At 60.1% G+C, this 26,368-nt stretch carries 23 protein-coding genes and 5 pseudogenes; 23 read left to right on the forward strand and 5 right to left on the reverse strand.

The window, feature by feature from the left end; all coding sequences use genetic code 11:
- Positions 1–284, forward strand: a pseudogene (locus BN2476_RS48160) (hypothetical protein); the annotation flags it as partial.
- Between the two features lie 61 nt (positions 285–345).
- Here BN2476_RS48160 and BN2476_RS14190 read toward each other — a convergent pair.
- The 3 genes from BN2476_RS14190 to BN2476_RS14200 are packed head-to-tail and all read right to left on the reverse strand — an operon-like array spanning position 346 to position 4,138.
- Positions 346–1,179 carry an enoyl-CoA hydratase-related protein gene (locus BN2476_RS14190; RefSeq protein ID WP_235850825.1) on the reverse strand — a complete coding sequence of 278 codons (834 nt, stop codon included), beginning with the start codon at positions 1,177–1,179 and terminating at the stop codon, positions 346–348.
- Positions 1,176–3,353, reverse strand: coding sequence for an acetate--CoA ligase family protein (locus BN2476_RS14195; protein WP_087734824.1), 2,178 nt, complete (start codon positions 3,351–3,353; stop codon positions 1,176–1,178). The genes BN2476_RS14190 and BN2476_RS14195 overlap by 4 nt, the downstream gene beginning before the upstream one ends.
- Before the next feature lie 2 nt (positions 3,354–3,355).
- Complete coding sequence (locus tag BN2476_RS14200; RefSeq protein ID WP_087734847.1) at positions 3,356–4,138, reverse strand: enoyl-CoA hydratase/isomerase family protein; 783 nt, start codon at positions 4,136–4,138, stop codon at positions 3,356–3,358.
- A 431-nt stretch (positions 4,139–4,569) separates the two neighbouring features.
- Between BN2476_RS14200 and BN2476_RS14205 the strand changes: the two genes are divergently transcribed.
- The 5 genes from BN2476_RS14205 (at position 4,570) to BN2476_RS14225 (ending at position 8,935) form a co-directional block, all read left to right on the forward strand.
- Complete coding sequence (locus BN2476_RS14205; RefSeq protein ID WP_087734825.1) at positions 4,570–5,430, forward strand: MurR/RpiR family transcriptional regulator; 861 nt, start codon at positions 4,570–4,572, stop codon at positions 5,428–5,430.
- A 244-nt stretch (positions 5,431–5,674) separates the two neighbouring features.
- Positions 5,675–6,427: a glutamine ABC transporter substrate-binding protein GlnH gene (gene glnH, locus BN2476_RS14210; RefSeq protein WP_087734826.1), complete on the forward strand. Its 753-nt coding sequence runs from the start codon at positions 5,675–5,677 to the stop codon at positions 6,425–6,427.
- 63 nt (positions 6,428–6,490) lie between these two features.
- Positions 6,491–7,147 carry a glutamine ABC transporter permease GlnP gene (gene glnP, locus BN2476_RS14215; RefSeq protein ID WP_087734827.1) on the forward strand — a complete coding sequence of 219 codons (657 nt, stop codon included), beginning with the start codon at positions 6,491–6,493 and terminating at the stop codon, positions 7,145–7,147.
- Positions 7,144–7,872: a glutamine ABC transporter ATP-binding protein GlnQ gene (gene glnQ / locus BN2476_RS14220; RefSeq protein WP_162497874.1), complete on the forward strand. Its 729-nt coding sequence runs from the start codon at positions 7,144–7,146 to the stop codon at positions 7,870–7,872. Before glnP ends, glnQ begins: the two co-directional genes overlap by 4 nt.
- Positions 7,873–7,888: 16 nt before the next feature.
- Complete coding sequence (locus BN2476_RS14225) at positions 7,889–8,935, forward strand: C45 family autoproteolytic acyltransferase/hydrolase (RefSeq protein ID WP_087734849.1); 1,047 nt, start codon at positions 7,889–7,891, stop codon at positions 8,933–8,935.
- A gap of 197 nt (positions 8,936–9,132) precedes the next feature.
- Here the strand turns inward: BN2476_RS14225 and BN2476_RS48165 are convergent.
- Positions 9,133–9,290, reverse strand: a pseudogene (locus BN2476_RS48165) (N-formylglutamate deformylase); the annotation flags it as partial.
- Between BN2476_RS48165 and BN2476_RS14230 the strand changes: the two are divergent.
- The 10 genes and pseudogenes from BN2476_RS14230 to BN2476_RS14260 form a co-directional block, all read left to right on the forward strand.
- Positions 9,286–9,749, forward strand: a pseudogene (locus BN2476_RS14230) (carcinine hydrolase/isopenicillin-N N-acyltransferase family protein); the annotation flags it as partial. The pseudogenes BN2476_RS48165 and BN2476_RS14230 sit on opposite strands and share 5 nt — an antisense overlap.
- A complete protein-coding gene (locus tag BN2476_RS14235) occupies positions 9,706–10,698 on the forward strand; it encodes a MurR/RpiR family transcriptional regulator (protein WP_087734828.1) in 993 nt (330 codons plus the stop codon). The pseudogene BN2476_RS14230 and the gene BN2476_RS14235, both read left to right, overlap by 44 nt.
- 112 nt (positions 10,699–10,810) lie before the next feature.
- Positions 10,811–11,069 (forward strand): annotated as a pseudogene (locus BN2476_RS14240) (ISKra4-like element ISBte1 family transposase); the annotation flags it as partial.
- 1,151 nt (positions 11,070–12,220) lie between these two features.
- Positions 12,221–13,057, forward strand: coding sequence for an NAD(+) synthase (gene nadE, locus BN2476_RS14245; protein WP_087734829.1), 837 nt, complete (start codon positions 12,221–12,223; stop codon positions 13,055–13,057).
- A 104-nt stretch (positions 13,058–13,161) separates the two neighbouring features.
- Positions 13,162–13,728: a hypothetical protein gene (locus BN2476_RS48170; protein ID WP_235850826.1), complete on the forward strand. Its 567-nt coding sequence runs from the start codon at positions 13,162–13,164 to the stop codon at positions 13,726–13,728.
- Positions 13,706–14,164 (forward strand): Tn3 family transposase, encoded by a 459-nt coding sequence (locus BN2476_RS49320; protein WP_268957900.1) that lies wholly within the window; start codon positions 13,706–13,708, stop codon positions 14,162–14,164. Before BN2476_RS48170 ends, BN2476_RS49320 begins: the two co-directional genes overlap by 23 nt.
- Positions 14,077–14,491 (forward strand): annotated as a pseudogene (locus BN2476_RS49325) (Tn3 family transposase). Before BN2476_RS49320 ends, BN2476_RS49325 begins: the two are co-directional and overlap by 88 nt.
- The gene (locus tag BN2476_RS49330) at positions 14,403–14,756 is read left to right on the forward strand and encodes a Tn3 family transposase (protein WP_268957901.1); all 354 of its coding nucleotides are present in this window, start codon (positions 14,403–14,405) and stop codon (positions 14,754–14,756) included. The pseudogene BN2476_RS49325 and the gene BN2476_RS49330 overlap by 89 nt, the downstream one beginning before the upstream one ends.
- Before the next feature lie 504 nt (positions 14,757–15,260).
- Positions 15,261–16,661 carry a GGDEF domain-containing protein gene (locus BN2476_RS14255; RefSeq protein WP_087734830.1) on the forward strand — a complete coding sequence of 467 codons (1,401 nt, stop codon included), beginning with the start codon at positions 15,261–15,263 and terminating at the stop codon, positions 16,659–16,661.
- A gap of 121 nt (positions 16,662–16,782) precedes the next feature.
- Positions 16,783–18,009, forward strand: coding sequence for a sensor domain-containing phosphodiesterase (locus BN2476_RS14260; protein WP_087734831.1), 1,227 nt, complete (start codon positions 16,783–16,785; stop codon positions 18,007–18,009).
- Between the two features lie 372 nt (positions 18,010–18,381).
- Here BN2476_RS14260 and BN2476_RS14265 read toward each other — a convergent pair whose 3' ends face one another.
- Positions 18,382–19,278 (reverse strand): ATP-grasp fold amidoligase family protein, encoded by an 897-nt coding sequence (locus tag BN2476_RS14265; RefSeq protein WP_087734832.1) that lies wholly within the window; start codon positions 19,276–19,278, stop codon positions 18,382–18,384.
- Positions 19,279–19,768: 490 nt separating this feature from the next.
- Here BN2476_RS14265 and BN2476_RS48175 point away from each other — a divergent pair, with 490 nt between their 5' ends.
- From BN2476_RS48175 to BN2476_RS14300, 7 genes are all read left to right on the forward strand, one after another.
- Positions 19,769–20,410: a glycosyltransferase family protein gene (locus BN2476_RS48175; RefSeq protein WP_235850827.1), complete on the forward strand. Its 642-nt coding sequence runs from the start codon at positions 19,769–19,771 to the stop codon at positions 20,408–20,410.
- Positions 20,411–20,416: 6 nt separating this feature from the next.
- Positions 20,417–20,884: a glycosyltransferase gene (locus BN2476_RS48180; RefSeq protein ID WP_235850828.1), complete on the forward strand. Its 468-nt coding sequence runs from the start codon at positions 20,417–20,419 to the stop codon at positions 20,882–20,884.
- A gap of 107 nt (positions 20,885–20,991) precedes the next feature.
- Positions 20,992–22,215 (forward strand): glycosyltransferase, encoded by a 1,224-nt coding sequence (locus tag BN2476_RS14280; protein WP_087734834.1) that lies wholly within the window; start codon positions 20,992–20,994, stop codon positions 22,213–22,215.
- 311 nt (positions 22,216–22,526) lie between these two features.
- Entirely contained in the window at positions 22,527–22,820 is a 294-nt protein-coding gene (locus BN2476_RS48185; RefSeq protein WP_235850829.1) for a hypothetical protein, read from the forward strand.
- 317 nt (positions 22,821–23,137) lie between these two features.
- Positions 23,138–24,379, forward strand: coding sequence for a Crp/Fnr family transcriptional regulator (locus tag BN2476_RS14290; RefSeq protein ID WP_087734836.1), 1,242 nt, complete (start codon positions 23,138–23,140; stop codon positions 24,377–24,379).
- Positions 24,380–24,457: 78 nt separating this feature from the next.
- Positions 24,458–25,222: a flagellar motor protein gene (locus BN2476_RS14295; protein WP_087734837.1), complete on the forward strand. Its 765-nt coding sequence runs from the start codon at positions 24,458–24,460 to the stop codon at positions 25,220–25,222.
- Between the two features lie 58 nt (positions 25,223–25,280).
- Positions 25,281–25,979 (forward strand): OmpA/MotB family protein, encoded by a 699-nt coding sequence (locus BN2476_RS14300; protein ID WP_087734838.1) that lies wholly within the window; start codon positions 25,281–25,283, stop codon positions 25,977–25,979.
- The last annotated feature ends 389 nt before the right edge of the window (positions 25,980–26,368 follow it).

The following is a 26,368-nucleotide window of genomic DNA, read 5'->3' on the forward strand; positions in this document are numbered from 1 at the left end:
CAACACTGATCCGAGACCTTTCAACTGGACCAAATCGGCCGACGACATCCTCGCTAGCGTCAAGCGATTTTGTCTACGAATTTCTAACTCGCGACACTAGCGCCAAACACACAGCAGTCCTACCTTCATCAGGTTTCCAGTTTAGCCCGGCACTTCGGTCGATCGACCGGGTGCTCGGCCCGGAAGACATCCGCGCCTGGCTGATCTATCTTCGTGAACAACGTAAACTCGCGCCAACCTGTTCATGCGGCCTCCTGTGCGTCACGTCGGTGTTCGCACCCTGACTCTAGGCCAGCCGCCGTTTGCGTCGAACGGAGGGGGCAGCTATATGATTACCATAACCGACTAATGCCCTTTGAAGATGGGTAGCCGCTTCTCGAGCGTTGCTGCAAGCGCTTCAATATGGTCGTCGGTGTTGTGGCACATCCCCTGGAAGACTGCGCAGTGGTCAAGGAAGTCCGCGAGTTCCATCCGCTGCGCGTTTTTCATTAGCCTCTTGGTCAACCGCAGCGCCTGAGGCGGCTTGCTGGCGAAAACCTGTGCAAGACGCTGTGCAGCTTCGAGCAGGTCGTCAGGTGCCGCAACGTCAAGGACAATGCCCATTGCCTTTGCTTCTTCGCCGTTGAAGGTGCGTCCTGAGAAGGTGAGTTCAGCCGCGCGCTCGTAACCAACAAGACGCTGCAGGAACCACGCGCCACCGTCGCCCGGAACAATTCCAACGTTTATGAACGTCTCGCCCAGGATGGCATCGGGCACCGCCAGCCGGATGTCACACATACATGCGAGGTCGAAGCCCGCGCCCACAGCTGCTCCATTGATTGCTGCAATGGACGGCACCTCGAGCTTCTGCATGGCCAGGGGAATCCGCTGAATCCCGGCACGATAGCGGTTCTGAACCTCGTAGACGTCACCACCGAAGCTGCCTTCGCGGTGAAACATATGCTTGATATTCCCGCCCGAAGAAAATGCCTTGCCAGCGCCAGTGATAATCAGAGCCGCCACGTCTTCGTTTGCATTGATCCACGCGACTGTCCCCTCGATATCCTCCACGAGCTTTGTGCCAGTCAATTCGTTGCGAACGTCATCACGATTCAGCGTCAACGTCACGACGCGGTCACTGCGGGTGATGATCGCGTCCGTCAGAGTTGGGACGGGTGTCATATTGGCTCCGTGATTCATTCAGTGGCTGCGGTTTGCGGGGCGGCATCGAGCAGGATCCGTGCATCGAGAATACCTACTCCCGACGGATAGGCCATCACCGGGTTGAGATCCAGTTCCTCAATTTCTGGAAATGCAGTACACAACGCCGAGATGCCCAGCATCAACTGGACGAGCGCATTCTTATCGGTCGGAGGCGCACCGCGAACGCCGTTCAGAATCTCGGCTGCCCGTATCTCTTCGAGCATTTGACGCGCGTCACCTTCGGTCAGAGGCAGTGAGCGGAACACGACATCCTTGAGTACCTCAACCAGTATTCCGCCGAGCCCGAACATCATGACAGGACCATAGGTCGGGTCGCGCACTACACCCACGATGACCTCGACTCCTCCTTTCGGCGCCATGGGTGTCACAAGCACGCCAGAGATGTCTGGGTCCTGGACGAATTGACGGCCGTTTGCAAGAATGTCGTCGAAGGCCTGCTTGACCGCGCCCACGTTGCTGACGTTCAGTTTGACTCCCCCCGCGTCGGACTTGTGGATGATGTCACGCGAGACGACTTTCATTGCAACCGGCACCTCGCCGAGCTGCCGGAATGCCTCCACCGCTTCGCCAGGGCTGCGTGCAAGGACTGCCTTCGCAGTCATGGGAACACCGGCGTCGGCCAGCGCCTGCCGTGCCTCGTGCTCAAGGACGACGGCACGGTCCTCGGCGCGGCAGATATCCACAATCTGCCCGAAAGTGCTCGAACGTTTGGCTGGCGCCGGTACCGGGCAGTCGGTCCGGGAGCGTGCTTCTCCGACCTCAGCGAGTGCCTGAAGGCAACGGACGGCCATTTCCAGGGAGTCGTAGACCGGAATACCCGCTTCGCGAATACCGGCCAGCGGGGCTGGGCGCAAATCGGCATACAAGCTGCCGTAGAGGCTGTGAACTACCACCGGCTTGCCAGATTCGTTGTGAATCTGGGCGATCCTGGCGGAAGTTTCCATCTCGATGGGCGTCAATGACTGTGAAAAACGGACGCCATAGCCTCCATAGAGTCCCGTAATCAGCAGGCCATCGACCTCCGGATCCCCAAGAAGGATTTGCGCACACTCGGCGAATACGGCGGGGTTTGAATCTGTGCCGCCCGCGACATCGACAGGGTTGGCGGTCGCGGCCGAAGGCGGAAGGATTCCGGCCAGGCGTGCCCGCGATTCCGGGGAGAGCGTCGCCAGTGAGAGTCCCGATTCGCTCAACGAGTCAGCGGCAATCGTGGCGTGCCCCCCACCGTCGGCAAGCACCGCCACGCGACGCGATCTGAGTGGCTTGAGCAGCGACAGCGCTTCAGCGAGCGACATGATTTCGTCCGATTTCGTGGCCAGGACTGCGCCGGCCTGGCGCAGGACGCCCTCGCTCACCGCATAGTCGCCGGCAAGCGCGCCGGTGTGGGATTTCGCCGAACTGATGCCGGCGCTGGTGCGGCCCGACTTGTACAGGACCACTGGTTTCTTGCGGGTGATGCGTCGCAACCCCTCGAGGAATGCGGCGCCGTCTTGCATTCCTTCGACGTACGCAACCAGGACCCTCGTGTTCTCGTCATCCGCGAAATAGTCGAGATATTCATGGAACCGGATGTCCGACTCGTTGCCGATGCCGACATAGGTCGACAGGCCAATCTGACCATTCGCCTGCGCCTCTGTCACCAGGGAAAGGGCCATGTTGCCGGACTGTGAAAGGAGCCCAATGTCGCCCTTCCTGAGGTTGCTGAAACCAACGATGTTGCAGTTCTTGTGGGTGTTGAACATGCCCGAGGTATTGGGCCCCACGATGCGAACGCCGTACTGGCGCGCCACACTGACCATCTCTTCCTGAAGCCGCCGGCCGTCGTCACCAGCCTCCGCGAAACCGCCGGCGAGCACCACCGCACCCTTCGCGCCTTTCTTCCCGCATTGCTCGATAACTTTTGCAAGTGCCTTCGCCGGCGTGCAGACGAGTGCGAGGTCGAAAGCCTGCGGAATCTCCTCGACACTTGCATAACATTTCAAGCCGAGGATTTCTGGTTCTTTGGGATTGATGGGATAAATCGCGCCGGGGAAGCCGTCTTCAAGCAGCTTCTGGATGGACCGGAAACCGCGCTTGGTTTCATCCCTTGAAGCACCGACCACTGCGATGGAGTCCGGATAGAACACATCGTGAAGGTTACGGATTGGCATGCTTACTCTCCCTTGAAGACCGGTGCACGCTTTTCGGCAAACGCATCGACGCCCTCCTGCCAGTCCCTGGTCGTCGAGCAAAACATCATGCCCTCCAGCTCTGCGGTCAGCGCTGCTTCGAAGCTGCCTTCCCCCGCGAAGTTAAGCTGGTTTTTCGCGAGTCGCATCGAATGCGGAGCCTTGCTGGCGACCTGCCAGGCGAAAGCGCGGGCACTTTCCAGGAAGCCGTCATCAGGAAAGGTGCGATTCGCGAGGCCAATGCGCACCGCCTCCGGCCCGTCAATGCGCTCGCCCAGAAAAACGAGTTCCCGAGCCTTGGCAAGCCCAACCAGCCGGGGCAGGAGGTGCGTGATTCCTCCTCCGAGAAAATTGCCGATGCTGATTTCCGGAAGCCCAATCTGTGCGCTCTCGGCCATCAGGAGGAAGTCGGACGCAATCGCGATTTCCGCCCCCGCGCCGAGAGCGAAACCATTGACAGCAGCGATCACGGGCTTGCCGAGCGTGAGAAGCCGCTTGCAGGCCACCTGCTCGCCCCGCAGGTACTCCCGGCGCTCAAAGGGCGTACGGCCGGCCTTGTGCTCCTTGAGGTCCGCGCCCACACAGAACGCCCGACCCTCACCGGTAATGAGTGCAACCCGCACGCCGCGGTCGGCCTCGACCATGGTCAACGCTTCATTCAGTTCGTCGTAAAGCTTTTGCGTCACTGCATTCAACCGGTGCGGACGGTTCAGCCGGATTTCGGCAATCCCGTCCTGCACGCCATAAAGAAGCGTTTCAAATGCCATCGGGTGACTCCATCGTTGACTGTCGAGGTACTGCCGCGTACCCGTGACCTGGAAGTCCCACGGACTCACGAGGCCGGTCACCCGCCGCGAAATTATGCAACGGATGTTGCCATTACTATAGTCAACAGAAACAAATGTTGGGATCCGGTGTTTACCCGTGCAACCCGTTGTCGCCATTCCCTCTGTCATCTTCAACGCTGCAGCCTGCCAGCGCGGTATCGGAGCAGCGCTGGCCCCGTTCCCGCGCGTGACCGCCTCATTGCACATGGCCTGCTGCTGGCAGGAGTCGGCCACCGATGTTGTGGAAATGGTCATGTCCGAACAGCGACGGCCAGCCCCGGGTCCCGAATCCCGCAGCGCGGCGTGAATGGGCACCTTGCCAGGATGACAGCCGCTACATAACATTTGTTGTCACCTCATCGGGGCCGCACATGCCACCCAGCTTCGACGAACTGGCCGCGCTCATCCGTACCAGGTTCCCGGAATTCAGTCCGCAGTTCCAGACAGCCGCCGCGTACCTGCTGGATTTTCCTGACGAAATCGCGGTTTCCTCGATGCGGAAAGTGGCGGCCGGTGCGAGGGTACAGCCGGCGGCCCTCGTCCGGCTGTCCCAGACGCTCGGCTTTCCAGGCTGGAACGATCTGCGCGAAATCTACGTCGCCCGCCTTCGCACCCGTCCCGAGCCCTTAAGCAGCAAGGCTCGGGCGCTCCTGAAAGGCGGCTCCCGCCAGGCCCTGGCGATACATATGGCGGTCGCGCAGCAGCACAACCTCGAGGCGACCGTCGCGCAGAGCGGCGCCCGGATACCGGACGCGGCCAGGTTGCTCAAGAAAGCGCTTCACGTCCACATCGCCGGGTTCCGCTCCTGCTATCCGGTTGCGTTTGGTCTGGTTTACGGCTACCGGCTTTTTCGACCCTCTGTGAGTCTTGTGACTGGCGAGGCAGGGACGCTGGAAATGCAGCTGCGCAGCATCGCCAAAGGGCATGCAACAGTTGTTGTCAGCTTCGCGCCCTATTCCCGCGAAGCGGTGCGGGTCGCCGAAGCAGCAAAGGAGCAGGGCAGCGGGCTTGTCGCCATCACCGATAGCGCGGTGTCACCGATTGCGCTGAACGCGGACCAGGTGCTCCTGTTTTCGCACGAAAGCCCATCCTTCTTCCCCTCGCTGGTCGCTGCGTCGGCCATTGCCGAATCCCTCGTGGCACACCTGCTGGCGCTCGAGGGCAAAGACGCCGTCAGGCAATTGACCGACGCCGAGCGGGCCCTGCACGAGAAGGGTTCGTACGTCAGCTGACACCGCCGCATTCAGTCGGTAAGTCACCAGCCTGACGAGCCTTCCTGAGCCCGCCGCCGCGCGGCCAGGGTTTCTCACTACTGAATTCTTATTGACGTCTGTTTTTGGTGTACTAGTATTCGTCGTGACAACAGATGTTGTGCCGATGTACAAATATAACATCGTACGTTGTAATGCGCCCAGGTTGTTGTCGCCCGTCCCCCGCATCCTGGTGGGGGCATCGTCTATCATTGCGGAGAGAATCATGGGACGTCGTTCCTTCCTCATGTCGGTCATTGCCTTAGCCATGCTCGGCACGAACATCGCGCATGCGCAGAGTAAAGAACTGGTCGTTGGCACCGACACCTCATTCATGCCGTTCGAATTCAAGCAAGGTGACAAGTACGTCGGCTTTGACCTCGACCTGTGGGCCGAAATCGCGAAAGACCAGGGCTGGAAGTACAAGATACAGCCGATGGATTTCAGTGGCCTGATTCCGGCTCTTCAGACCCAGAACATCGATGTGGCGCTCTCGGGTATGACCATCAAGGAAGAGCGCAGGAAGGCCATCGACTTTTCCGATCCGTACTATGACAGCGGGCTCGCGGCCATGGTTCAGGTCGATAACACCAGCATCAAGTCCATCAACGACCTGAACGGAAAGGTCATCGGTGCCAAAACGGGCACGGCGACCATTGACTGGATCAAGGCACACCTGAAGCCGAAGGAAATCCGCCAGTTCCCGAACATTGACCAGGCATATCTGGCGCTGGAAGCGGGTCGCGTCGATGCGGCAATGCACGATACGCCGAATGTCCTGTATTTCGTGAACACGGAAGGTAAGGGCAAGGTGAAGGTTGCGGGCGCCCCGGTCAGTGGTGACAAATATGGCATCGGCTTCCCGAAGGGCAGTCCGCTCGTGCCGAAGGTGAACGATGAGCTGATAAAAATCAAGGCGGATGGCCGCTACGCCAAACTGTACAAGAAATGGTTCGGTTCCGAGCCGCCCAAGTCGTAATCGTCCGGAATCGGGGCGCGGCGCAAGTCGCCGCGCTGTTGATGAGTCAACAAGGAGTGACTTGTGGAATTCGATTGGTCAGCTATCTGGGCTGCACTTCCGGACCTGGTGGACGGAGTGAAGCTGACGGTATTCATTGCCTTCGTCGGGCTCGTCGGTGGGTTCATCGTCGGCATGATTACCGGCATGTTCCGGGCGTATGGACCCACCGTACTGAACGTTCTGGCGCAGCTCTACATCGAGCTAATCCGCGGCACGCCGATTGTCGTGCAGGTCATGTTCCTGTACTTCGCGCTGCCGCTGCTTGCACATATCCGCATCGATGCCCTGACAGCCGCCATCATCGCCATCACCGTGAACTCCGGGGCCTATCTCAGTGAAGTCGTACGTGGCGCGTTGCTGTCAATTTCCAAGGGGCTCACGGAAGCGGGTCTGGCGATGGGTCTGTCGATGCCCCGGGTGCTGCTGAAAGTCGTCGGACCGCTGGCATTCCGCCGGCTGATTCCGCCGCTCGGCAACCAGTGCATCGTCAGCCTCAAGGACACGTCGCTGTTCATCGTCATTGGTGTGGGCGAGCTGACGCGCAAGGGACAGGAAATCATTGCCGGGAATTTCCGGGCGGTCGAAATCTGGACGGTCGTGGCACTCATCTACCTGCTGCTGACGGGTGTGATGACAATCACGCTGCGTCTTGTTGAAAAGAGGATGCGCATACTATGAGCATGGTCGAATTTCACAGTGTCTCGAAGAGCTTCGGCCACGTGCCCGTGCTCAAGGACATCAATCTGCGTATCGATACCGGCGAGGTCGTGGTCGTCGTTGGGCCCTCCGGGTCGGGCAAGTCCACAATGCTTCGATGCATCAACGCACTGGAGAAGATCTCGGGCGGCGAATTGCTGGTGGATGGTCAGAGCGTCAAGGGGAACGCGTCGGTCATTCGCAACATCCGCCTCGAAGCCGGTATGGTTTTCCAGCAGTTCAACCTGTTCCCGCAGATGACCGCGCTCGAGAACGTCATGTTCGGCCCTATCCAGGTGCGCGGAGCCTCCCGGGCCGAGGCGCGCGACCAGGCGATGGCACTGCTCGACAAGGTCGGTCTCGAATCACGGGCCAATCACTTCCCGTCCGAATTGTCCGGCGGCCAGCAGCAGCGTGTGGCGATTGCGCGGGCGCTCGCCATCCGGCCGAAGCTGATGCTCTTCGATGAGCCGACTTCGGCCCTGGACCCCGAGCTGCGGCACGAAGTGCTCAAGGTTATGCAGGACCTGGCGACCGAAGGCATGACGATGATTGTCGTGACGCATGAAATCGGATTTGCGAAGCGCGTCGGCACGCGCCTGCTGTTCATGGACCAGGGCGGGATTGCCCAGGATGGTGAACCAACAGAACTGGTCGAACGGCCGCCTACGCTTCGGCTGAAAGACTTCCTGAAGCACGTCGCCTGAGCGAGGGGTTATGTTTATGCAGGCATTTACTCCTACCGTCATCTCCGGCTCGCCGTACGAAATTGGTATTGCTCTTGGTGAAGCGGCGCGTCCGGTGATGGACGCGTACATGGGACAGAGCTCCGCCTGGCGGGTAGTCAGCCAGTGGCGAGGACACCAGTTTGTGCAGGGCCTGCGACAGGCCGCCGAAGCCGCGTATCCGGATCAGGTCGCCGAAATCGACGGCATGGCGGCCGGCCTCGGCTGGCCGGCGGAAGACGTTTTCATCTGGAACTGCCGGGGCGAACTGATTCACAACGCGCCGGACGGCTGCACCACGCTGGCGGCGAGAGCCCCGGACGCACGTTTCATCGCGCACAACGAAGACGGCGACCCATACCTGCGCGGCAAGTGTTCGCTGGTAGACATCCGTCCAACCGGCAAGCCCGGGTTCGTGAGCTTCTACTATCCCGGCTCACTGCCCGGACATACCTTCGCCGTCAATCGCGCAGGTCTGGTTCAGGCGATCAACAATCTCCGCATCAGACAGCCGGCCGTTGGCGTTCCGCGCATGGTCCTCTCGCGCGCCGTGCTCGACGCGGGTTCGCTTGATGCCTCGGTGCATGTCCTCAACCGCGTGCAGCGTGCGAGCGGTTTTCACCATACGCTGGGCTGCGTCGGCGACGCGCGGCTGCTGAGCATTGAGGCGACAGTCAGGCGGTGTTCGGTTCTGGATGTCCCCAGAGTGTCGGGCCACGCGAACCATCTTATCCATCCCGGGTGCGACGTCGAGGCGCAGATTGTCACCGGCTCGTCCGGCGACCGGCAGGCCCGGCTCGACCAATTGCTTGCGGCCCCTGGCGACATCAGTGGCCCGAGGCTGCTGCAGGTGCTGTCGGACAAGGCACCCACGGGCCTGCCGATTTATCGCGACGACCCGGCCGACCCTGACGAAGAAAACACCCTCGCGACGGCGCTCTTCACCCTCACGGACGCAGGGGTAGACTTCGAAGTACGCCAGCAGGGCGAGCTCCGGTTCAGGCAGTTCCTTACCCCGGAGACAGGCACATCCGCTGCGTCCTGAACATTGAGGCACGTCAGCGACGGTAGCGACGCTTGCGCTGTCGGGTTCAGTGCCGGGACGAATGTCGTCGCAGAGGGCTTTCATGAGCGGATGGTGATCGACAGGAGCCGATTCATCACGCTCATGATGAACAAGGCCGGGGATCGGACGAAACACGGTTGATACGTGAAGCTGCGCTCGATGAAACCGGACCGCCCCCGCGCGAGCGCCGTGTTCGCCAGCACTTCCAGCAGCAGCTCGACCTTCGCAGCCAATGCGTTGTCATACGCAACGGCAGCTGCTCTTCGATATACGTGATCTGCGACGGCTCGAGCTGCACCGCGTGGAGGTCGCGCACAGGCTGGCCGTACCCGCGCGCGGGCGGCTTCCATCTGACGTTCGGGCACCGCGTTAGCGCCGCAGCGCTCAGTGTCGGGTACAGCGCGCATGGCTGTTCGGTGCAGACAATCACCCGGCCGTCGCTGCATGCGAATCACGCAATCCATCCGGCGATGAGCGGCTATGCCCAGCTCGTGACGGACTCCTCGCGTGACCGGCAGCGGCGCGGCGACGCCATGCTGTGCGAGACGCGCGAAGGAGGGCGCGCGCCGGACCCGCTTGCAATTCTCGCAGACACTCACGATGCGTCGCTGCCGATCTATCGCACCGATCCCACCGACAGGGACGACGAAAACACGCTCGCAACCGCCGATATCGTGATCAAGGCGTCTCACTTAGAATGGCTCGTTTATGAACAGCCTGGGACCCGCCGCCCCAGTACCGGTTGATCGATGGACACAGACAAACGCAAGACGCGCCGCACGGCCGCGAATAACGATGAGGCGAGGGCGCCTGACACGTTCGGCGCCGCGCCGCGCAGCGTGGACGGGCTGCGCGAACTGGCAGTGCGCATCGGCCGCGACGAGGCAGGGCTTTCGCTCGGCGGCAAGGCACATACGGTGCTCGCGCGGCTCCTCGAACGGCCGGAGGAAGTCGCCGTCCGTACCATTACCGATCTGGCGACGGCGCTGGACGTGAATGCATCGACGTTGACGCGGCTTAGCACGAAGCTCGGCTATGCGGGCTTTGCGGACTTTCAGAGCGTGTTTCGCGACTCACTCGCCCAGCGTCATCGGCATTTCTATACGCATCAGGCGGAACGGCTGGTCACCCACAAGAAAGCGCGTGCGCGGACGCGCGTTGATGACGGGGCGTCGCCCGAGGTCGAAGTCGTGGCGAAACTGGCGCGTGAATCGATCGGCAACGTCGAGACGTTTCTTGCGCGCCTGTCTGCTGCGGATCTGCGCGGCGCGGCGGCTTTGCTTGCCGACGCGCCGCGCGTGCGCGTGCATGGCGTGAGGCAGTTCAGCGCGCTCGCGGGTTTTCTTTGTTATGGGCTCGGGATGATCCGCACCGATGTCGCATTGCTCGATGCGCAGGGAATCGGCGTCGCGCAAGGACTCGCGCATTTGCAGCCGGGCGACGTGGTCGTGGTGTCGAGCGTCGCGCCTTATACACGCAGCGTCGCCGAGGCTGCCGTGGTGGCTGCCGGGGCCGGCATGACCGTGATCGCGATCACCGATACGCTCGCGTCGCCGCTGGTGCCGCCCGCGCGTCACGCGTTTCTGATCCCCCATGAGAGCAGCTTCTTCAGCAACAGCATGGGCGCGTATCTGATCTTTTGTGAAGGCCTGCTCAATCTGGTCGCGGCGCATCTCGGCAAGCGGGGTTTGCAGGCGCTGTCGCGGCGTGAGCGCTTGATTACGGCGTTGGAGAGGGACTGAGGGGCGGCGATGGTTCGCGTGTGGCTTCATGGGCGCGGCTCCTGCATTCACGCAGAGCCCCCCAGCTTGACAAACAAGTCCTCATAGAAGCGGGGGCTGAAGTCGGGTCTGCGAACCTGGGGAAGCGATTACGCGACTGAGCGTGTGTCAGTGCGGCGGTCTGGCCGGCAAAGGCGACCATCGCATGGCCTATCGCTCGGTGTTTGGCCGGTTATCGATCGACAGTCTGCGGTTGTATCAAAGCGGTGTTCCGGGAGCGGGCGCCGATCCATCAGTCCGCTGGCCATGTCTGCGAGAGCTGACGAGTCCCGAGCTTTGCCGCGTTGATGTCGTATGGTCTGACCGTCCGCGTACTGGACTGGGGTTTACCCACTTCGTAAGCGTTGCCAGGTTATTCGTTTTGCCGAAAGATCCGCTGGCAACCGTTCATATACCGTGTCGCAATGTCGTGGCTGGCGGAATTCACGTTCACCGGTCCGCGACGGCGGCACTAGAGGCCGGGCGCATCACCGGCTCATCACGGGGCCACCCTTCGGAGCCTTGAACCGCCGGTCATCTTGAGGTTTGTTCGACGCCTGCCCATGTCTGCGGGCTCGGAAGCGCGCGCCGGCGCTTGCGGGCAGGCGTTGAACAAACCTCAAGACAAGCTGTTCATTTGATTGGCTGCCTCCCGGGGCGGGGCAGAAGGCTGGAGGGACGCGAACGCCTGCCGACAAAGCTGATGTGAAATTACACGGAGTCCGAACGAATGCGGTCGTGATTCACGGTCATTTCGCTTTCTCATCCTCACTCTCGGGCTTTAGCGTCGTCCGCTGTGCGGATGCACCCTTACTTTGTCGGCAGTCCTCTGGTGCTGCATCCGTGGTTTGGCGTCAACTCAAATATCCGCGCACAGGGAGAAAGGCGCGTGCGGCGCGTTTTATCACCCCGGTCGTTCGAAGGCAAAAAAAGAAAAGGCCGCGTGCTTAGACAATGAAGACATGCGGGCTATTTTTTTTCAATTTCACGTGGAACGACGTTGCTTATCCCACCAGAGCCATCTCGGCGTGCTAAGCCCCGAAGCTTCGGCGTAGGTCGTCTCAAGGAAAGTGTGGCGTGGCCACACTTCAAAATCTTCGCACGGGGAAAAAATGCACGCCAGTCAAATCGATAGGGGTCTAGCCTCACGAAAACCATCACAACTGGCGGGATAACACGCACCAAAAGTCGGAAATCAACCGATATAACTTTTGGAGCGGTTAACATACCGGAACATCGACCGTATAACAATTCGCCGCAGCCGGAAAACAACGGGAACTACTGCGAATCTGGCTGCAGAAGCACGTAATTATTGCCTTTGGTGCCGCTGCGGGCGCCCAGCTGGAGCGCGGGAGCCCACCGGCGCTGTTGCTGATGGCACGTCAAGAACCGGTGGTAAACCTCGACGTAAGAGGGGCGAACCAGACAACGCGTGCCGACGCACCAAATTCGGCGCGTTCATGCAATCATCGACACTCATATGAGCGCTCTTTTCGGGCCAAAAATGAACCGGCATGAACGCGCCGCGCGTCAGCGGCAAATCGCGGCAGAACTACATGTTGCCCGCACATTCGACGCCGAGCACGAAATCGAGCAGCGCGTCGCGTTTCTCGCCGACTACCTTCGTGCGAGCGGACTTTCAACTTATGTGCTCGGCATCAGCGGCGGCGTCGATTCATTGACAGCGGGACGCCTCGCGCAACTCTCGGTCGAACGGCTGCGCAGCACACAATACGAAGCGCGTTTCGTCGCGATGCGTTTGCCTTATGGCACCCAGCACGACGAGACAGACGCGCAGCAATCGCTCGAGTTCATCCGCGCCGACGAAACACTGATCATCGACATCCGCGCCACCGCCGACGCGACGCTCGCCTCGCTCGCCGCCAGCGGCCTGCGCTTCGACGACGACAAGCAACAGGATTTCGTGCACGGCAATATCAAGGCACGCGCGCGGATGATCGCGCAGTACGCGGCGGCGAGCGCGCGGCGCGGCATCGTGATCGGCACGGACCACGCGGCGGAATCGGTGATGGGCTTCTTCACGAAATTCGGCGACGGCGGCGCAGACGTGCTGCCGCTCGCGGGCCTGAACAAGCGGCGCATCCGCGCGCTCGCCAGCGCGCTCGGCGCAAGCGACGCGCTCGCGCACAAGGTGCCGACCGCCGATCTTGAGATGTTGCGACCGCAACGTCTCGACGAGGACGCATACGGCATCCGATACGAGGACATCGACGACTTTCTAGAAGGCAAGCCCGTCAGTGAAGCGGTGTTCGATACCGTCATCCGCTTCTATGAAAGCACCCGGCACAAGCGCGCGCTGCCTTACACGCCGTTCGACTGAGCACGCGATCCGCAGGGCATGTGCCTGCATGCGCGCGCTATTCGCGCGGCGGCGTCTCGTCGCGGTCGAACGGCACGGCACTGACCTGCAACCGAGCACGTCTATTGAAACAGCGTTTTGTCGGTTGCGTTGATGGCGGCCTCCGCGAGCCCGTGCAGCATACGATTCCCGACGAGGTTTGCGAGCACGCTATTGAAGTGGCCGCGGACGAATGGAACGAATGGAAAGTGAAACGAAACCATTTCTATGGACATCTCAAGCTGCCGCAAGACCCGAAAGAATTCCTTGGCCCGCTTATCAAACATCTTGACCGGAGCTTGAACGTGCAGCGCGACGCAACCATGCGCGGTGACGTACATATTGACAGCGCGGTGCATCTTGATCCACTGTCGGTGCAAGCTTCGAATCCCGCGCTCGAGGCCTTGCGGCGGGCGATCTTCTCTGCCAGCCCGGATGGGCAACTGCCTGAAATCATTCTCGAGATTCACAGCGCGACGCGTTTCAGTTCGCTTCTACTCGGACGCGAACCCCGCTCGCGCGTCGAATTGCTGATGGTCTACGCGGCGGTCCTGGCACGCGGGACATCGCTGACAGCGGGCCGACATCGCACGCATGGTACTGGAACTGGCTTCCGCGACGATCAGGCAGATGATGAACCGCATTGCCGATGAACGGAAACTGCGACAGGCCACCGATGCAGCTGCTGAAATTCATGCATTGGCATCCGATCGCGGCACATTGAGGCGCGCCGACCTGGCATCGTCGGACATGATGTCGCTGGAAACAGCTCGTACCGTCTGGCAAGCTTGGGTCGACCCGCGTCGACGCACGAGATCGATCGGTATGCACACGCATGTGCGCGATCGCTGGGGTATTTTCTACGATCAACCCATCATCCTCAATGAGCTGAAGGCCGGGGCAGCGATCGAAGGCGTGATACGTCAAAGCAGTGCCGACGCTGTTGCCAGCTCGCCGTCGATACCCATGGATACAGACTACACAATGGGCTCGCACGCATCCTGGGTTTTGACCTGTGCCCGCGACTCTCGCATCTTCGCGACCGGCGTTTGCACGTCCCGCAGCACCATGCCGTCCCTGCGGAACTGATTGCCGTCACCGATCGCGATGTCAGGATGAATCTGATCGAGCATGTGGGACGATCTTGTGCGGGTCGCCGCTTCAGTGCAGACCGGCCAATGCACCGCCGTGCAGGCGTTATCGCGCTTCGGTTCAGCCGCACGCAGACAGCCGGTATACGATGGCGGCACCCATATCGGGCGGCTATTCCGGACCATATACCTGATCGATCACCTCAACAATTCAGCGTTCCGCGCCGAGCTGCAGCATGTGCTCAATCGTTGCGAGGCAGTCCATACCGTGCAGCGGGCCGATCCACACCGGCAGGGTTCCACTGGAACTGACCAGGCACAATGACTCGCTCGCGGCGGTGTCCTCGGCACTGGCTCTGCTCTCCAATGCCGTGATGGCATGGAACACGATCCACATGCAGCGCGCGGTCGACCAGATAGAGGCGACGAGTGGAGAGACCGTTCAGGCCGGCGACTTGCGGCGCATCGCGCCGACGCATCTTGAAAATATCAATCTGCGCGGAACGTTCGATTTCCCGATCGAACGCTATGCACATTATTTGCTGCCGGGCGTCGCCGATCTGAATGCGAAGCAGCGGCGGCTGGTTTGATTCGTAGTGTTCTCTGGCACGTCGTTACCCGAATCCCACCCGATGAGCACAGGGCTTGCCGCACTCCGACGCGCGGCCACACGTGATCAAAAAGTGAAAAGAACCAGACAGCAATTGCCTGATTTCGCGAGGTATTTTAATAGGGCCGGCTCGCAAACCCGCATCAAGGCAAGACCAAGCTACCGTCGCAAAATGCATTGAAATCGAGGGTAGGCCCGTTATTGTCGCCAGTGGCTTTTACAAGCAAACCTCCTATGATAGGAAATTAGGCTCACCCTGGATGGCCCGTGCGCCATGCATGAATGCCGGCCTGGTGAGGTGACGGATCAGTCGCGCATGACGGCGGTTTGGGCGCCGACCTGTGGCCGGCTGGTCCGCCCAGACGCCGATTACCGCGAACAGCACAGCCGGAAAGAACGACTGGCGATCCTCTGGTGACAAGCTAGCCTCTGAAGGAATGACCGTAGCGCTCGACTCGATTGTTAAAGATCGGAGGGGAAACGAATGAGCGACATCTTGATCGTCCACACCCCGGCGTCGGGCATTGGCGTCGTCACGCGGGCCTACGCGCGCTTGCTCATCGCCGGGTTTGCGCTGCTTCCGGCTGGCGCGATCGCGTATCTTGCCGGCGTCCAGGCGCCGTCCCTCACGTTCGAGAATCACGCGTTCCACGAAGTCGCGATCGCCGCCGCGACGGCCGAAGGCGCGTTCGTTACGTACGTCACCTGGCGCTGCTATCGTTCATCGGGCGAACCGCTGCTACGCTGGCTGACGCTCGGCTTTCTGGGCTTTGTGCTGATCTATACGCTGCATGGCGCGTTCACGGGATTGGCCCACCACCATATGTGGCTGTTTCTGCTTTACGGACCCGCCTCACGCCTGGCGATGGCCGTCCTGCTGCTCGTCGGGTTGCTCTCGTTCGGCCGCCAGCCCGACGAAGCTGGCACGCGCACGAACATTCGCCTCTGGGGAACATGGATTGCCGCGTTCGTGCTGATTGACGCATTCGTCGCGGCGGTGGCCAGTACAACGATCGCCAGTGTGGGTCTCATACGCTCGTTGGAGTCCGCCGCGCTGCTCTTTTCGGCGCTCAACGTCACCGCGTTGATGGTCCGCCGCATTCGTTCGCCGCTGATGGTCACGTTCGGTATCTCGGTGACCTGGTTCGCGCTGTCATCGCTCGCGTTCCTGCTCGGGCGGCCCTGGAACCACATGTGGTGGCTCGCCCACCTGATCTTTGCGGGCGGCTTCTTTTTATTGAGCTACGCCGTCGTCCAGGCCTTTCATACCACGCGCTCGTTTGCGACCGTCTACAGTCAGGAAGTGATGATCGCACGGCTCGCCGCGGCGAGCATCCGCACCGAGCGAGCGCTCGAGGAACTACAACGGACCAACCAGAAGCTCGAACACCTCGCCGCCACAGATCCGCTGACCGGTGCCGTGAACCGGCGGTACTTCATTGTCCGTGTGGAGGAGGAGATCGCGCGCGCGAAGCGCGACGGCACGCCGTTTTCGTTGCTGGCGCTCGATCTTGACAACTTCAAGGCGATCAACGATAGCTACGGACATCAAGCCGGTGACGTTGTCCTGCAAAGTTTCGTGCAGAAATGTGTCGAGGTGATCGGCCCGTACGAAGGGGTGGCACGCATGGGCGGGGAGGAGTTCATGATCCTGTTGCCCCAAACCAGGCTGGACGTTGCGAGTACGATCGCCGGCCTGATTCGTGCGACGATCGCCGGCAGGCAGTTCGAGGCCGCCCCGGGAGAGCAAATCGCCCTCACCGTCAGCATCGGCGTCGCGCAGTTCGGCCCGGATGGCGACTCGATTGACATGATTTTCCGCACGGCTGACCAGCGGCTTTATTGCGCAAAAGGTGAGGGACGCAATCGCGTGGTGGCCGCATAGTCGCAACGTTACGCGCTTATCCAGTGGTGAGCGTCTGATGGGGTGGCCCCTCCGCCTTGATGAGCTCTACAAGACATAAGCACATGCGGCGCCTCGATCGCACCCCTGCGACAGGAGACTTATGCAAGCCAGGGCGATGATCAGTACCTTGCTTTCGCATTTGCGTCGGCGCCCCTCCGGCGGGCGAATCGGCGCGATCGCGCGCATTGTCCAGGCCGTGCGCACTCATTTAGGCATGGATGTCGCATTCGTCGCCGAATTTACCGGCGAACGGCTCGTGTTCCGGCAAGTCGACGCCGCAGCGACCGCACCGATGGCGGTGGGTGATTCGTGCTTACTCGCGGAGACTTTATGTGGCCGCGTGGTCGACGGTCGTTTGCCTGGCCTCATCCGCGACACCCTGCGCGTACCCACGGCCCAGAGACTCCCGACCACGACGACCTGGCCTGTCGGAGCACATCTGAGCGTGCCGATCCGACTGCAAGGCGGCCGGGTCTACGGGGCCTTGTGCTGCTTTAACCACGCACGGGATCCTTCATTGAACCAGCGGGACCTGCAGGTGATGGCGGCCTTCGCGGAACTCGTGGCTCACGAGGTCGAGCGTGAGTGGGACGCTACCCACGAGCATGACGAAATGGTCGCACGCATACGTCAGGTCCTGACCAACCATGAACTGTCGGTCGTGTATCAGCCTGTCTATTCGCTGGACGATGAACACGTGATCGGCTTCGAAGCGCTTGCCCGCTTCCGTCATGGGTCGCCAGACGAATGGTTTGCGAGCGCCGCGAAAGTCGGTCTGGGAAAAGAGCTTGAGCTCGCTGCAATTCGCCAGGCACTGGAAGGGTTACCACGACTTCAACCGGCTTACGTGGCCGTCAATGTTTCCCCTGACACCATTTTGTGCGGCGACCTCACCAGGGTGTTGAGAGGAATGCCGGGCAGGCGTGTGGTGCTGGAACTCACGGAACATAGCCATGTGGCGGACTATGGAGCGCTTATCGAAGCCCTTGCGCCGCTCAGGGCGGCGTCAGTACGCGTCGCGGTTGATGACGCCGGTGCCGGTTTCGCCAGCATGCGTCACGTCCTGCGCCTGCATCCCGATCTCATCAAGCTCGACGCAAGCCTGATTCGTGGCATCGAAGACGACCTGAGCAAGCGTGCCCTGACATCGGCAATGGTGGTCTTTGCCAGGGAGACGGATAGCGTCCTCATCGCGGAGGGCGTTGAAACTGCCGCCGAACTGGCCATGCTACGGTCTTTGGACATCAAGATGGTGCAAGGCTATTTGTTTGCCCGCCCTATGTTGTTGGAAAAGGCCGCAGCATTGATCGATACCCAGTCGGCTTAACATTCGTGGCTCTGGATCAGGCAGGCGGTCTGGTGGAGAACGCTTCCATACAATAAAGCGTCAACTGATCAGGATGACATAGAAGTCGACAATCAGCTACGTCGCCTTGCAATTCATCGAAGAAGGCTTGTTCGCCGCTTCGCCCGATGCGGTCACAAGCGCTTCATCTTTGAAAACGATATCGTTCATTTCCCGGTATTTTCCTTGGTCCCCGCGCAATCCACGGCTTGAGCTGCCTTGAGCGCCAGTGGGTGAGAGGCTTTACTTTCAACGATTACAGCTGGACTCTACCTGCATGCCCCGCCCTGGCAAACCTTCGATGCTCGCGTTGTCGCAATCCCGGGCGTTCGCCGGTGGTTTGTGCACCTATCCTTAAGCGACGGAGTAGTTGGCGTTTTTCAGGATACTTCCCCACTCATAATCGCAATGATCGGGGGTATAGGGCATCGTCCCGCCCCCGGGCGTAAACGTCAGCTCCCCGAAAAATATCTGCTCGTCATGCGCGTAGAGATCCACGCGCACGTAGCCGAGCCCATCGGCCAGCAGCATGGCAACGTTGCTCAGTTCTTCCCAGTTCGACGGTCGCGCCACGGCGCGTTCGCTGCGCGCGTAGTCGCCCCACGCCAGGTCAAGCCTGTTCCACCGGGGGTCGTAGACATCGGCGCGAGGCTTGCCAAAACGATCGGAAATGATACCCGTATAAATTATCGGACCGTCTGGACCGTGGCCGAACATGTGCATTTTGTAATCGGCCGGAACGGTGCCCGATCGGTCCAGAAGCAGGGTCTCAAAGAAGATGCGGGGCTGAATGCCCTTATAGTGTTGTTCACGCGCGACCCGGTAATAGTCAATGTTCAACCATCTGTCGGCAAGGCGACGCAGTTCTTCGAACGATCTTTTCGACTTGTCCCAGACGACTTCGACGAAGTTGGAACCGTGATTCGCTTTCATGACGAACGATGAGGGGAGTGAGTCGAAAACCTCTTTCGTAAAAACATCGGGGGCCGCAAGCAACGGAATGAGGTGCTTCTCCCCGATGCGTTCCCTTACGTATTCGCGAACCCTCAGCTTGTCGGTCAGACTGCTCCAGCGCGGATCCGGGTGCAGGCATCGCATCAGAATCATTTCGTTGAAAGCCGTCGGATGCTTCATGTTCGGGAACCGCCCGATTCTTCGACGATGGGAAAGCGCCAAATAGAAATCGTCGGGCATGAGCGACGCTGCACCTTTGAGCACTCGACGCGTGCTTCTGAAGAAGAGATTGTTCATGGTTTCGTGTCCTCCCACGCGCTTACTACTTGCTCGCCAAGTGCACCCCTGGGTGTCCCCAACCAGCACTTCGCCTTCTCGCGCGTCGGCGCAGCAACTCGTGCATAAATCACGCCAGCCGCCATTTGCAGCTCACCGCGCTTGGTGGGAAGCACACCCATGGCGTAATCGGTTGTTGACCCAATCTTCATGCGCGTTGCCGATGGCGCAAATGAGCCAGATTCTGGCGTAAAGACGCACTAGTCAAAATGTAAAAAAGGGAGTCGGGCTGACGAGGCCAGTCCAATGATTGCAGCGCGGAGACGGTTTTTTTCTCTGTGCGGTAGGCCGATCGCATTGAGGCCAATCCGTTCGTGCGGCCAGACGTCCCGCGCCTTCACGCAGCAGCAGTGAAACGCGACGTATGGCACCTGGTTAGATCGCTTCTATGCGCATTCAATTCGTTATCGGCAACCTGAGCGACTATCACATCCCACGCTATCGCGCGCTCGTGCAGCTCGCCTTGAGACACGGATGTCAGGTATCCCTCGTAGAGCTGTTCGAATACACCAGCTTCTATGACTATCCGCAAAGCGATCGCAGGGCGTTCCTGCAAGATGTGCCGTCCGAGATGATTACAGTCTTCAAGGGTACCGTTGCAGGCCGCAAGCATTGGCTGACGGTGGCGGCACGGCTCGGCGTGATCGTACGTGCCACGCGCCCCGACGTTGTCATCACGCTCGGCTACAACACCAGCTATTCGATTTACCTGTGTCTGGTGAGGACGCTGACGCGTCGATTCAAGCTGGTCTATATGTCGGACTCGAAGGCTGACGACGGCAAACGGCACCGACTCAAGGAAGCCTTAAAAAGAATTCTCGTCTCACGCTTCGATGGTGCACTTGTGGCCGGTGAGAAACATCGTCGATACGCCGAGTCGCTCGGCATTCCCTTGCACCGATCACGTGTCGGCCTTGATGTCATCGACGTTGCGTACTTCTGCGACGCCGCAAGGCATGCGCGCGCACACGCCGACAGCGAGCGATACCGCTTCGCCTTGCCGACGCGATACGTGCTGTGCGTGAGCCGCTTTGTGGAGCGCAAGAATGTGCCACTCGTTTTGGAGGCGTTCGCCTGCTCAGGGCTTGCGTAACGAGGGTTGTCCCTCGTCCTGGTCGGGCAGGGTCCGCTCGAGCAGACGATACGCGAACAGGTTGCCGCGCTCGGGCTAAGCGAGCGGGTCCTGATTTTCAGAGCGGTGCTGAACCGCGACATGCCGGCCTTTTATGCGCTTGCCGACTTCATTGTGCTCGCCAGCGCATTCGACCAGTGGGGGCTGTGCGTCAATGAGGCGATGGCTGCGGGGCGGCCAGCGATCGTGTCGCAGACTTGCGGATGCGCGAACGAACTTGTCTACGACGGAATCAACGGTTTCATTGTTCGACCCGGCGACGTCGAGCAGCTCGCGAAAAAAATGAGGCAGCTCGCCGAAGACCATGCGCTTCGCGAAAAGCTCGCCCGCAACGCGGAAACAACAATCCATGACTGGACACCCGAACTCTTCGCCGAAAACGTGCTCGCTCTCGCAAACGTATGCCTGAAGCGCAATGATGTGCACGCAAGCTGACAGGGTCGAAAGGGAATGGGAATTGCTCAGCTGGAATTGCTCCCCATCCCCGCGATGCTGTTAGAAGGCGCATTGGCAGGGCCGACCGCGATTTAAAGGTTACTTTCATGGGCTTGCGAATTCTTCACGCCATCATAACGGTCAATCCTGCGTATGGCGGGCCGATTGAGGGGATCGTTCAGGCGGCTCGCGAGCATCGGCGCAGAGGAAACTCAATCGAGATCCTCACGCTCGACGGACCGGACGAGCGCTCACTCGATCAGTGCGAGATCATCTGCCACCCCGTCGGCCCGGGGTTCGGCAAATACAGGTATTCCCCGAAGCTGGTCCCATGGCTGCAGGCCAACGCGCCGAAATACGACCTTGTCATTGTCAACGGCATCTGGAACTACACATCGTTTGGCGTTTGGCGCGCGCTACGCGGATCGGGAATACCTTATTACGTGTTCACGCACGGGATGCTGGATCCGTACTTCAAACAACGCTACCCGTTAAAACACTTCAAAAAGATGCTCTATTGGCCATGGGCGGACTATCGGGTACTTCGCGATGCAAATGCCGTTTTCTTTACGTGCGAGGAAGAGCGTCTATTGGCTCGCCAATCGTTCCGCCCGTACCGCTGCAACGAGCATGTCGTCAGCTACGGCACAGCGGGTGCCGTTGGCAATCCCGACAGGCAACGCGAACTTTTCCTGTCGAGGTTTCCGCATCTGCGCGGTAAAAAGAATCTGCTCTTTCTTGGGCGGATCCACGAAAAGAAGGGAATCGACCTTACCCTGAGAGCGCTGGCTCAATGTGTACAAGATACTCCCCAGGACAGGATTAACGATGTGCAACTGATCATCGCCGGCCCCGATGACGGCGAGTACGCGAGGGTGGCGAAGGCCCTGTGCTCCGAGTTGCAGTTGACAGAGCGCGTGACGTGGACGGGAATGCTCGACAACGACCTCAAGTGGGGCGCATTCCTTGTATCCGACGCCTTTGTGCTTAACTCGCATCAGGAGAACTTTGGGGTTTCTGTGGCGGAAGCGTTATCTGCGGGGCTGCCGACGCTGATAACAGACAAGGTCAACATCTGGCGTGAGATCGAGCAGTCAGGCGCGGGCTTCGTGGACAAGGACGACCTGGCAGGGGCAGTGCGCTTATTGCACCGCTGGCTGGACGCTTCGCGACGCGAGTGGGCCGACATGGGCACGCGTGCCAGACAGTGCTTCACTTCCCGATTTCATATCGCTCAGTCCACGCAATCGTTGCTCGACGCACTTGCCGTGTACAAGGTGCAACAAGGCTCAGCCAGGAGCGGTTGCGATGGAGCAGCCTGGACTGGGTGAAAATTTCAAAAAGGGGCGGTGAAAAGTGAACAAAAACTCCCTGAGCACAACGTCGCTATATTGACTTTGCCGGCCTCGTTGAGAGAAGGGCCTGTGAACGCTTTCCCATGCGTCGCGCAAGTGAGCCAAACTTTGCCGTTCTAAGTCGACCTTTCCACATGTCGACCTAACGATGGCAATGGCCATTGCCATGCGCCAGGCTGGATAGGGGGTGGGTTGGCGCCAATGCGCTCCCGGTCGTCTATGACGCACGGCCTTATACAATAGGAAAGCTAAATAGATTCGCGAGGAATCCGGGTCGAAAATATTATGTGCCCGGACTCACTGCTGATACGCGTGACCGCCGCGAACGCCGTTATCCTGTGGATTACCGAAGGACAGGGTTCATTTCTTCCCATCCCTGCCGTTATACAGGCATGGAAAAGAAAACGTCCCTACAGATCCTCCAGTCGGCTCATAGGGCTGCGCTGGCCATAGCTTCCGCACGCATCGATCTATCGGTTCGCGACCAGGAGATCCTGTACGACAAGGTCTTTTTGGGTTTGCTCGAAGACAGTATCCGCATCATGAGCATTGAGCAGTTGCTGGACGTTCTGGCAACGTGACTGGGTCGCTGTCCTCGAATCCGCTGGCCCACGCCATCTGTAAAGTTCTATATCGCGGGGTGCGCCGTCCTCACGCACCCTCCATCACGCAAATGCACCTGTCGACTATTGTCCACGCCGCGGCAACAGTCGGAGTCGCGCAAACGATTGCGCCAGGACATTCTTTAGGCGACGCTTAGTAACGCCTGCACACGTTCAAAATCGTCGCTCGTGACGCTAAAGATGAGACCAAGCTTGTCGATAACTAGTCACAATTCGGCGCCGTCGAAAACCCTGCACGGGCGGCGTTGGCGCGCATCGGCAAACGTTAACGGGGTATGAAATTGCAACAGCAGAAATCAACCTGGTCGCGAACGGCGGCACCGGGAGAGGTGATCTATTCCGAAGGATTCGGCGGGGAATCCGTCATGTACGTCATTGCGGACGGAAAGGTTGAGATTTCGACGCAGTGCGAGGACAAGAAGGTTATCGTCGCCACGCTCGGAAAAGGTGAGTTCTTCGGGGAGGCGGCGCTGCTTCCGGCCGAGCCACGAGGGAACACGGCAAAAGCGTTGACGTTCTGTCAGCTGACAGTGGTCAATGCCCGTGTGGTTGAAGAGGAACTCGAACGTGTCTCGCCGCTGCTCAGACACATTGTGCGCACGATGATTCGCCGCGTGAAAAAGAAGGACGATCTGCTCGCCACATACACCCATGCCGACTTCATGCCGGGCGTGATCTCCTACGCCCATGTCCTTTCGCTGATGGCCGGCGCCGAAGCGCAGGCCGAGCGCGGCTGGCGAAGCCAGACGGAAGAAGTCTCGGTGCCTTTGCGTGAGGTGATCAAGAAGTGCCGCGCCATCGCGGGGCACTCGCGTCTTCACGTGATGGTGATGCTCAGGCGCATGGAGAAACTCAACCTGATCTCGATGGAAGCCGGCCGCTCGGAATTCGTGGGTTCAGCGGCCACCAGGCATAACGCGCCCGAAGGTGCATCGGACCGTCAGCTCGTCACCTTCGATCCGAAGCGGATCACCGAACGTGCGCACAACGTCGCGGACCAGGATCTGGAAGTGTCGGTGGCGAGCGAGCTCGAGTTGATCGAACTGAACGACCTTGAGGCGCTGATCGGCGTCGAGAGGAAGATGATCCTGAACAAGCTTTCCCGGGCAGAAATTGCCGAAGACGTCTTTGCCTTTCGCAAGACAAAGGTGTTGAACTACGTGGAAGAAAAAGGGATCACGTATTTTTCCCGGCCAGCGCGCCGCGCGCCGGGAGAGGTCGCCGCTCTCGAAGATCTCGAATTCGTCGACCAGCGCTCGCTGTTCGACGCGGTGAGCGCCTTTGACACCTACGATCTGGCCAAGATGCTCGTCGCGATGCCGGATCAGTCCATCGCAGACCGCCTGCTGGGCGTGATGACCGAGGCGCGAAAGAAAGAAGTGTCCTGGGTCATGCGGCGCGACATCAAGATCGACCCCGTGGAAGTCGGCGATATCGAACAGCGGTTCATGGAGACTGTCCGGACGATCCGATCGTCTGCTTCGGCCGCAGGGCCGGCTCCGGTTCTGGGCGTCTGAGCATACTGACGGACAGGGAGCGACGAAGACGGGCTTCTACCGGATGCGGGCCCGGCTTCACAAGTAATCAAGGATCTCATGGACCTTCTCACACTATTCGGCGCTCTGCTGGGGCTCGCCGCAATCGTTGTCGGCTTTTCGCTCGAGGGCGGGCACTTTGCCGCGCTGCTGCAGCCGCAGGCACTCGTCATCGTTCTGGGCGGCACGCTGGCCGCGGTGATGATCCAGAACACGTGGGCGCGATTCTTCGACGGCGTAGCCCAGATTCGCCTTGCATTCCTCAAGGCACGCCAGGTCGACAGGGAAAACCTGGCGCTGTTGCTCGAGTGGGGCGATCAGGCCAAGCTCAACGGCATGCTTGCGCTCGAGTCGATCGATACGGGGGGACTCAACCCGTTCGCGCAGAAAGGCCTGGAGCTTGTTGCCAGTGGCGTCCCTACAGCGGTGCTTGAGGATGCCTTGCAGCGCGAACTGGATGCATACGAGCGCAACCACATGGCCGCAGCGCGCATCTGGCAGCAGGCGGGCGGCTATGCACCGACGTTCGGCATTCTGGGCGCGGTGCTGGGCCTCATCCAGGTGACGGGACACATACTCGAACCGGCCGAACTCGGGCAGGGCATTGCGGTCGCCTTCGTGGCGACGCTATACGGGCTGGCCGCCGCGAATCTCGTCTTTCTGCCGCTGCACGGCAAGATCAGGGCGCAGATCGATAGCGAGCTGCGCTTCCGCCGCCTGTACCTCGATGGCCTGCTGGCGATCTCGCGCAAGGAATCGCCGCACATGATCGAGACGCGGCTGGCAGGCGATGTCCGCAGGCGCGCGGCCGAGCTGCTCGCCTGACAGGCCGGACCACGCGACTATCGCATTCGGGCGTACTTCGAAGAAAGGTATTCAGTCAATGGACACCCAATACGGCTACCGGCGTCAGGCCGCCAAGACATCCGGCCAGCACGAGGATGCCGACTCCGACGCAGGTTCGGATCGTTGGCTGCTCTCATACGCTGATCTGATCACTACGCTGATGGTATTCTTCCTTGCGCTTTACGTGCTGCAGCTTGCCAAAACCAGAGAAGTCGAAATCAAGTCTCTGGAGGCGCGCGCCAGTCACGACAGGACCGCAGTGGCAAAGGCCGGCGTCGACGCAGTCGCTGCCGGGCGGGAGGCTGCCAGGAGGGACCTGCTGTTGCAGCTCGAGACGATCAAGGACAAGAGGCAGATCACGGTCAAGAACGATGTGCAGGGAGTCGAGATCGGCATCGATGCACGTGTTCTCTTCAATTCCGGCGACGCGCGCCTGCTACCCCAGTCATCCGATGTACTCGATGAGATCGCGACGGTCCTGCGCAAACAGACGGAGAACAACGTACTCGTCGAAGGACACACGGATAGCGTGCCCATTTCGAATGTGCGATACGCATCCAACTGGGAGCTGTCGTCGGCGAGGGCGGGAGCCGTCGTGCGTTTTCTCGTCGACAGGGGTGTTGAACCACGGCGCCTTGCCGCTGTCGGCCGGGCTGACAACTTTCCGCTGATCGTAGGTGATGATCCCGTTGCACGCTCAATGAATCGTCGCGTGACCATTCTCGTCCAGTACTAGAGGCGAGGCAATTCCCTGCTGCTCCCAGCGATTGCGTGTTCGCGGCATCCACGTTCAGCGCTTCGTCAAGAATGATGTGCCAGCGTCGCCAGTTCAGGGAAACGGTTCTCGTGGAAATAAGCCGTGACCTTGATCCGCGAGATAGATAACAAGACAGCTGGTCGGCGCGAGAAACGTTATGTTCAGACCTTTGCCGCGGAACCTGAAATGTGCCTTCCCGCGCCTCGCGATTCTGACTAGCGGTCACGAAGGCTTCCGCAGCGTGAACGGGTGCAACTATTAACGGCGGAGAACGTACTCCCTGCCTTCATGGCTACAGGCGTGCCATCAAGGAAGCACGCGTTGAAAACGCGTGCACTCGACCGGCGACGTCCGTGCGGATATCCTGC

Origin of the sequence: Paraburkholderia piptadeniae (genome assembly GCF_900007165.1) — a bacterium.
Lineage (GTDB): Bacteria > Pseudomonadota > Gammaproteobacteria > Burkholderiales > Burkholderiaceae > Paraburkholderia > Paraburkholderia piptadeniae.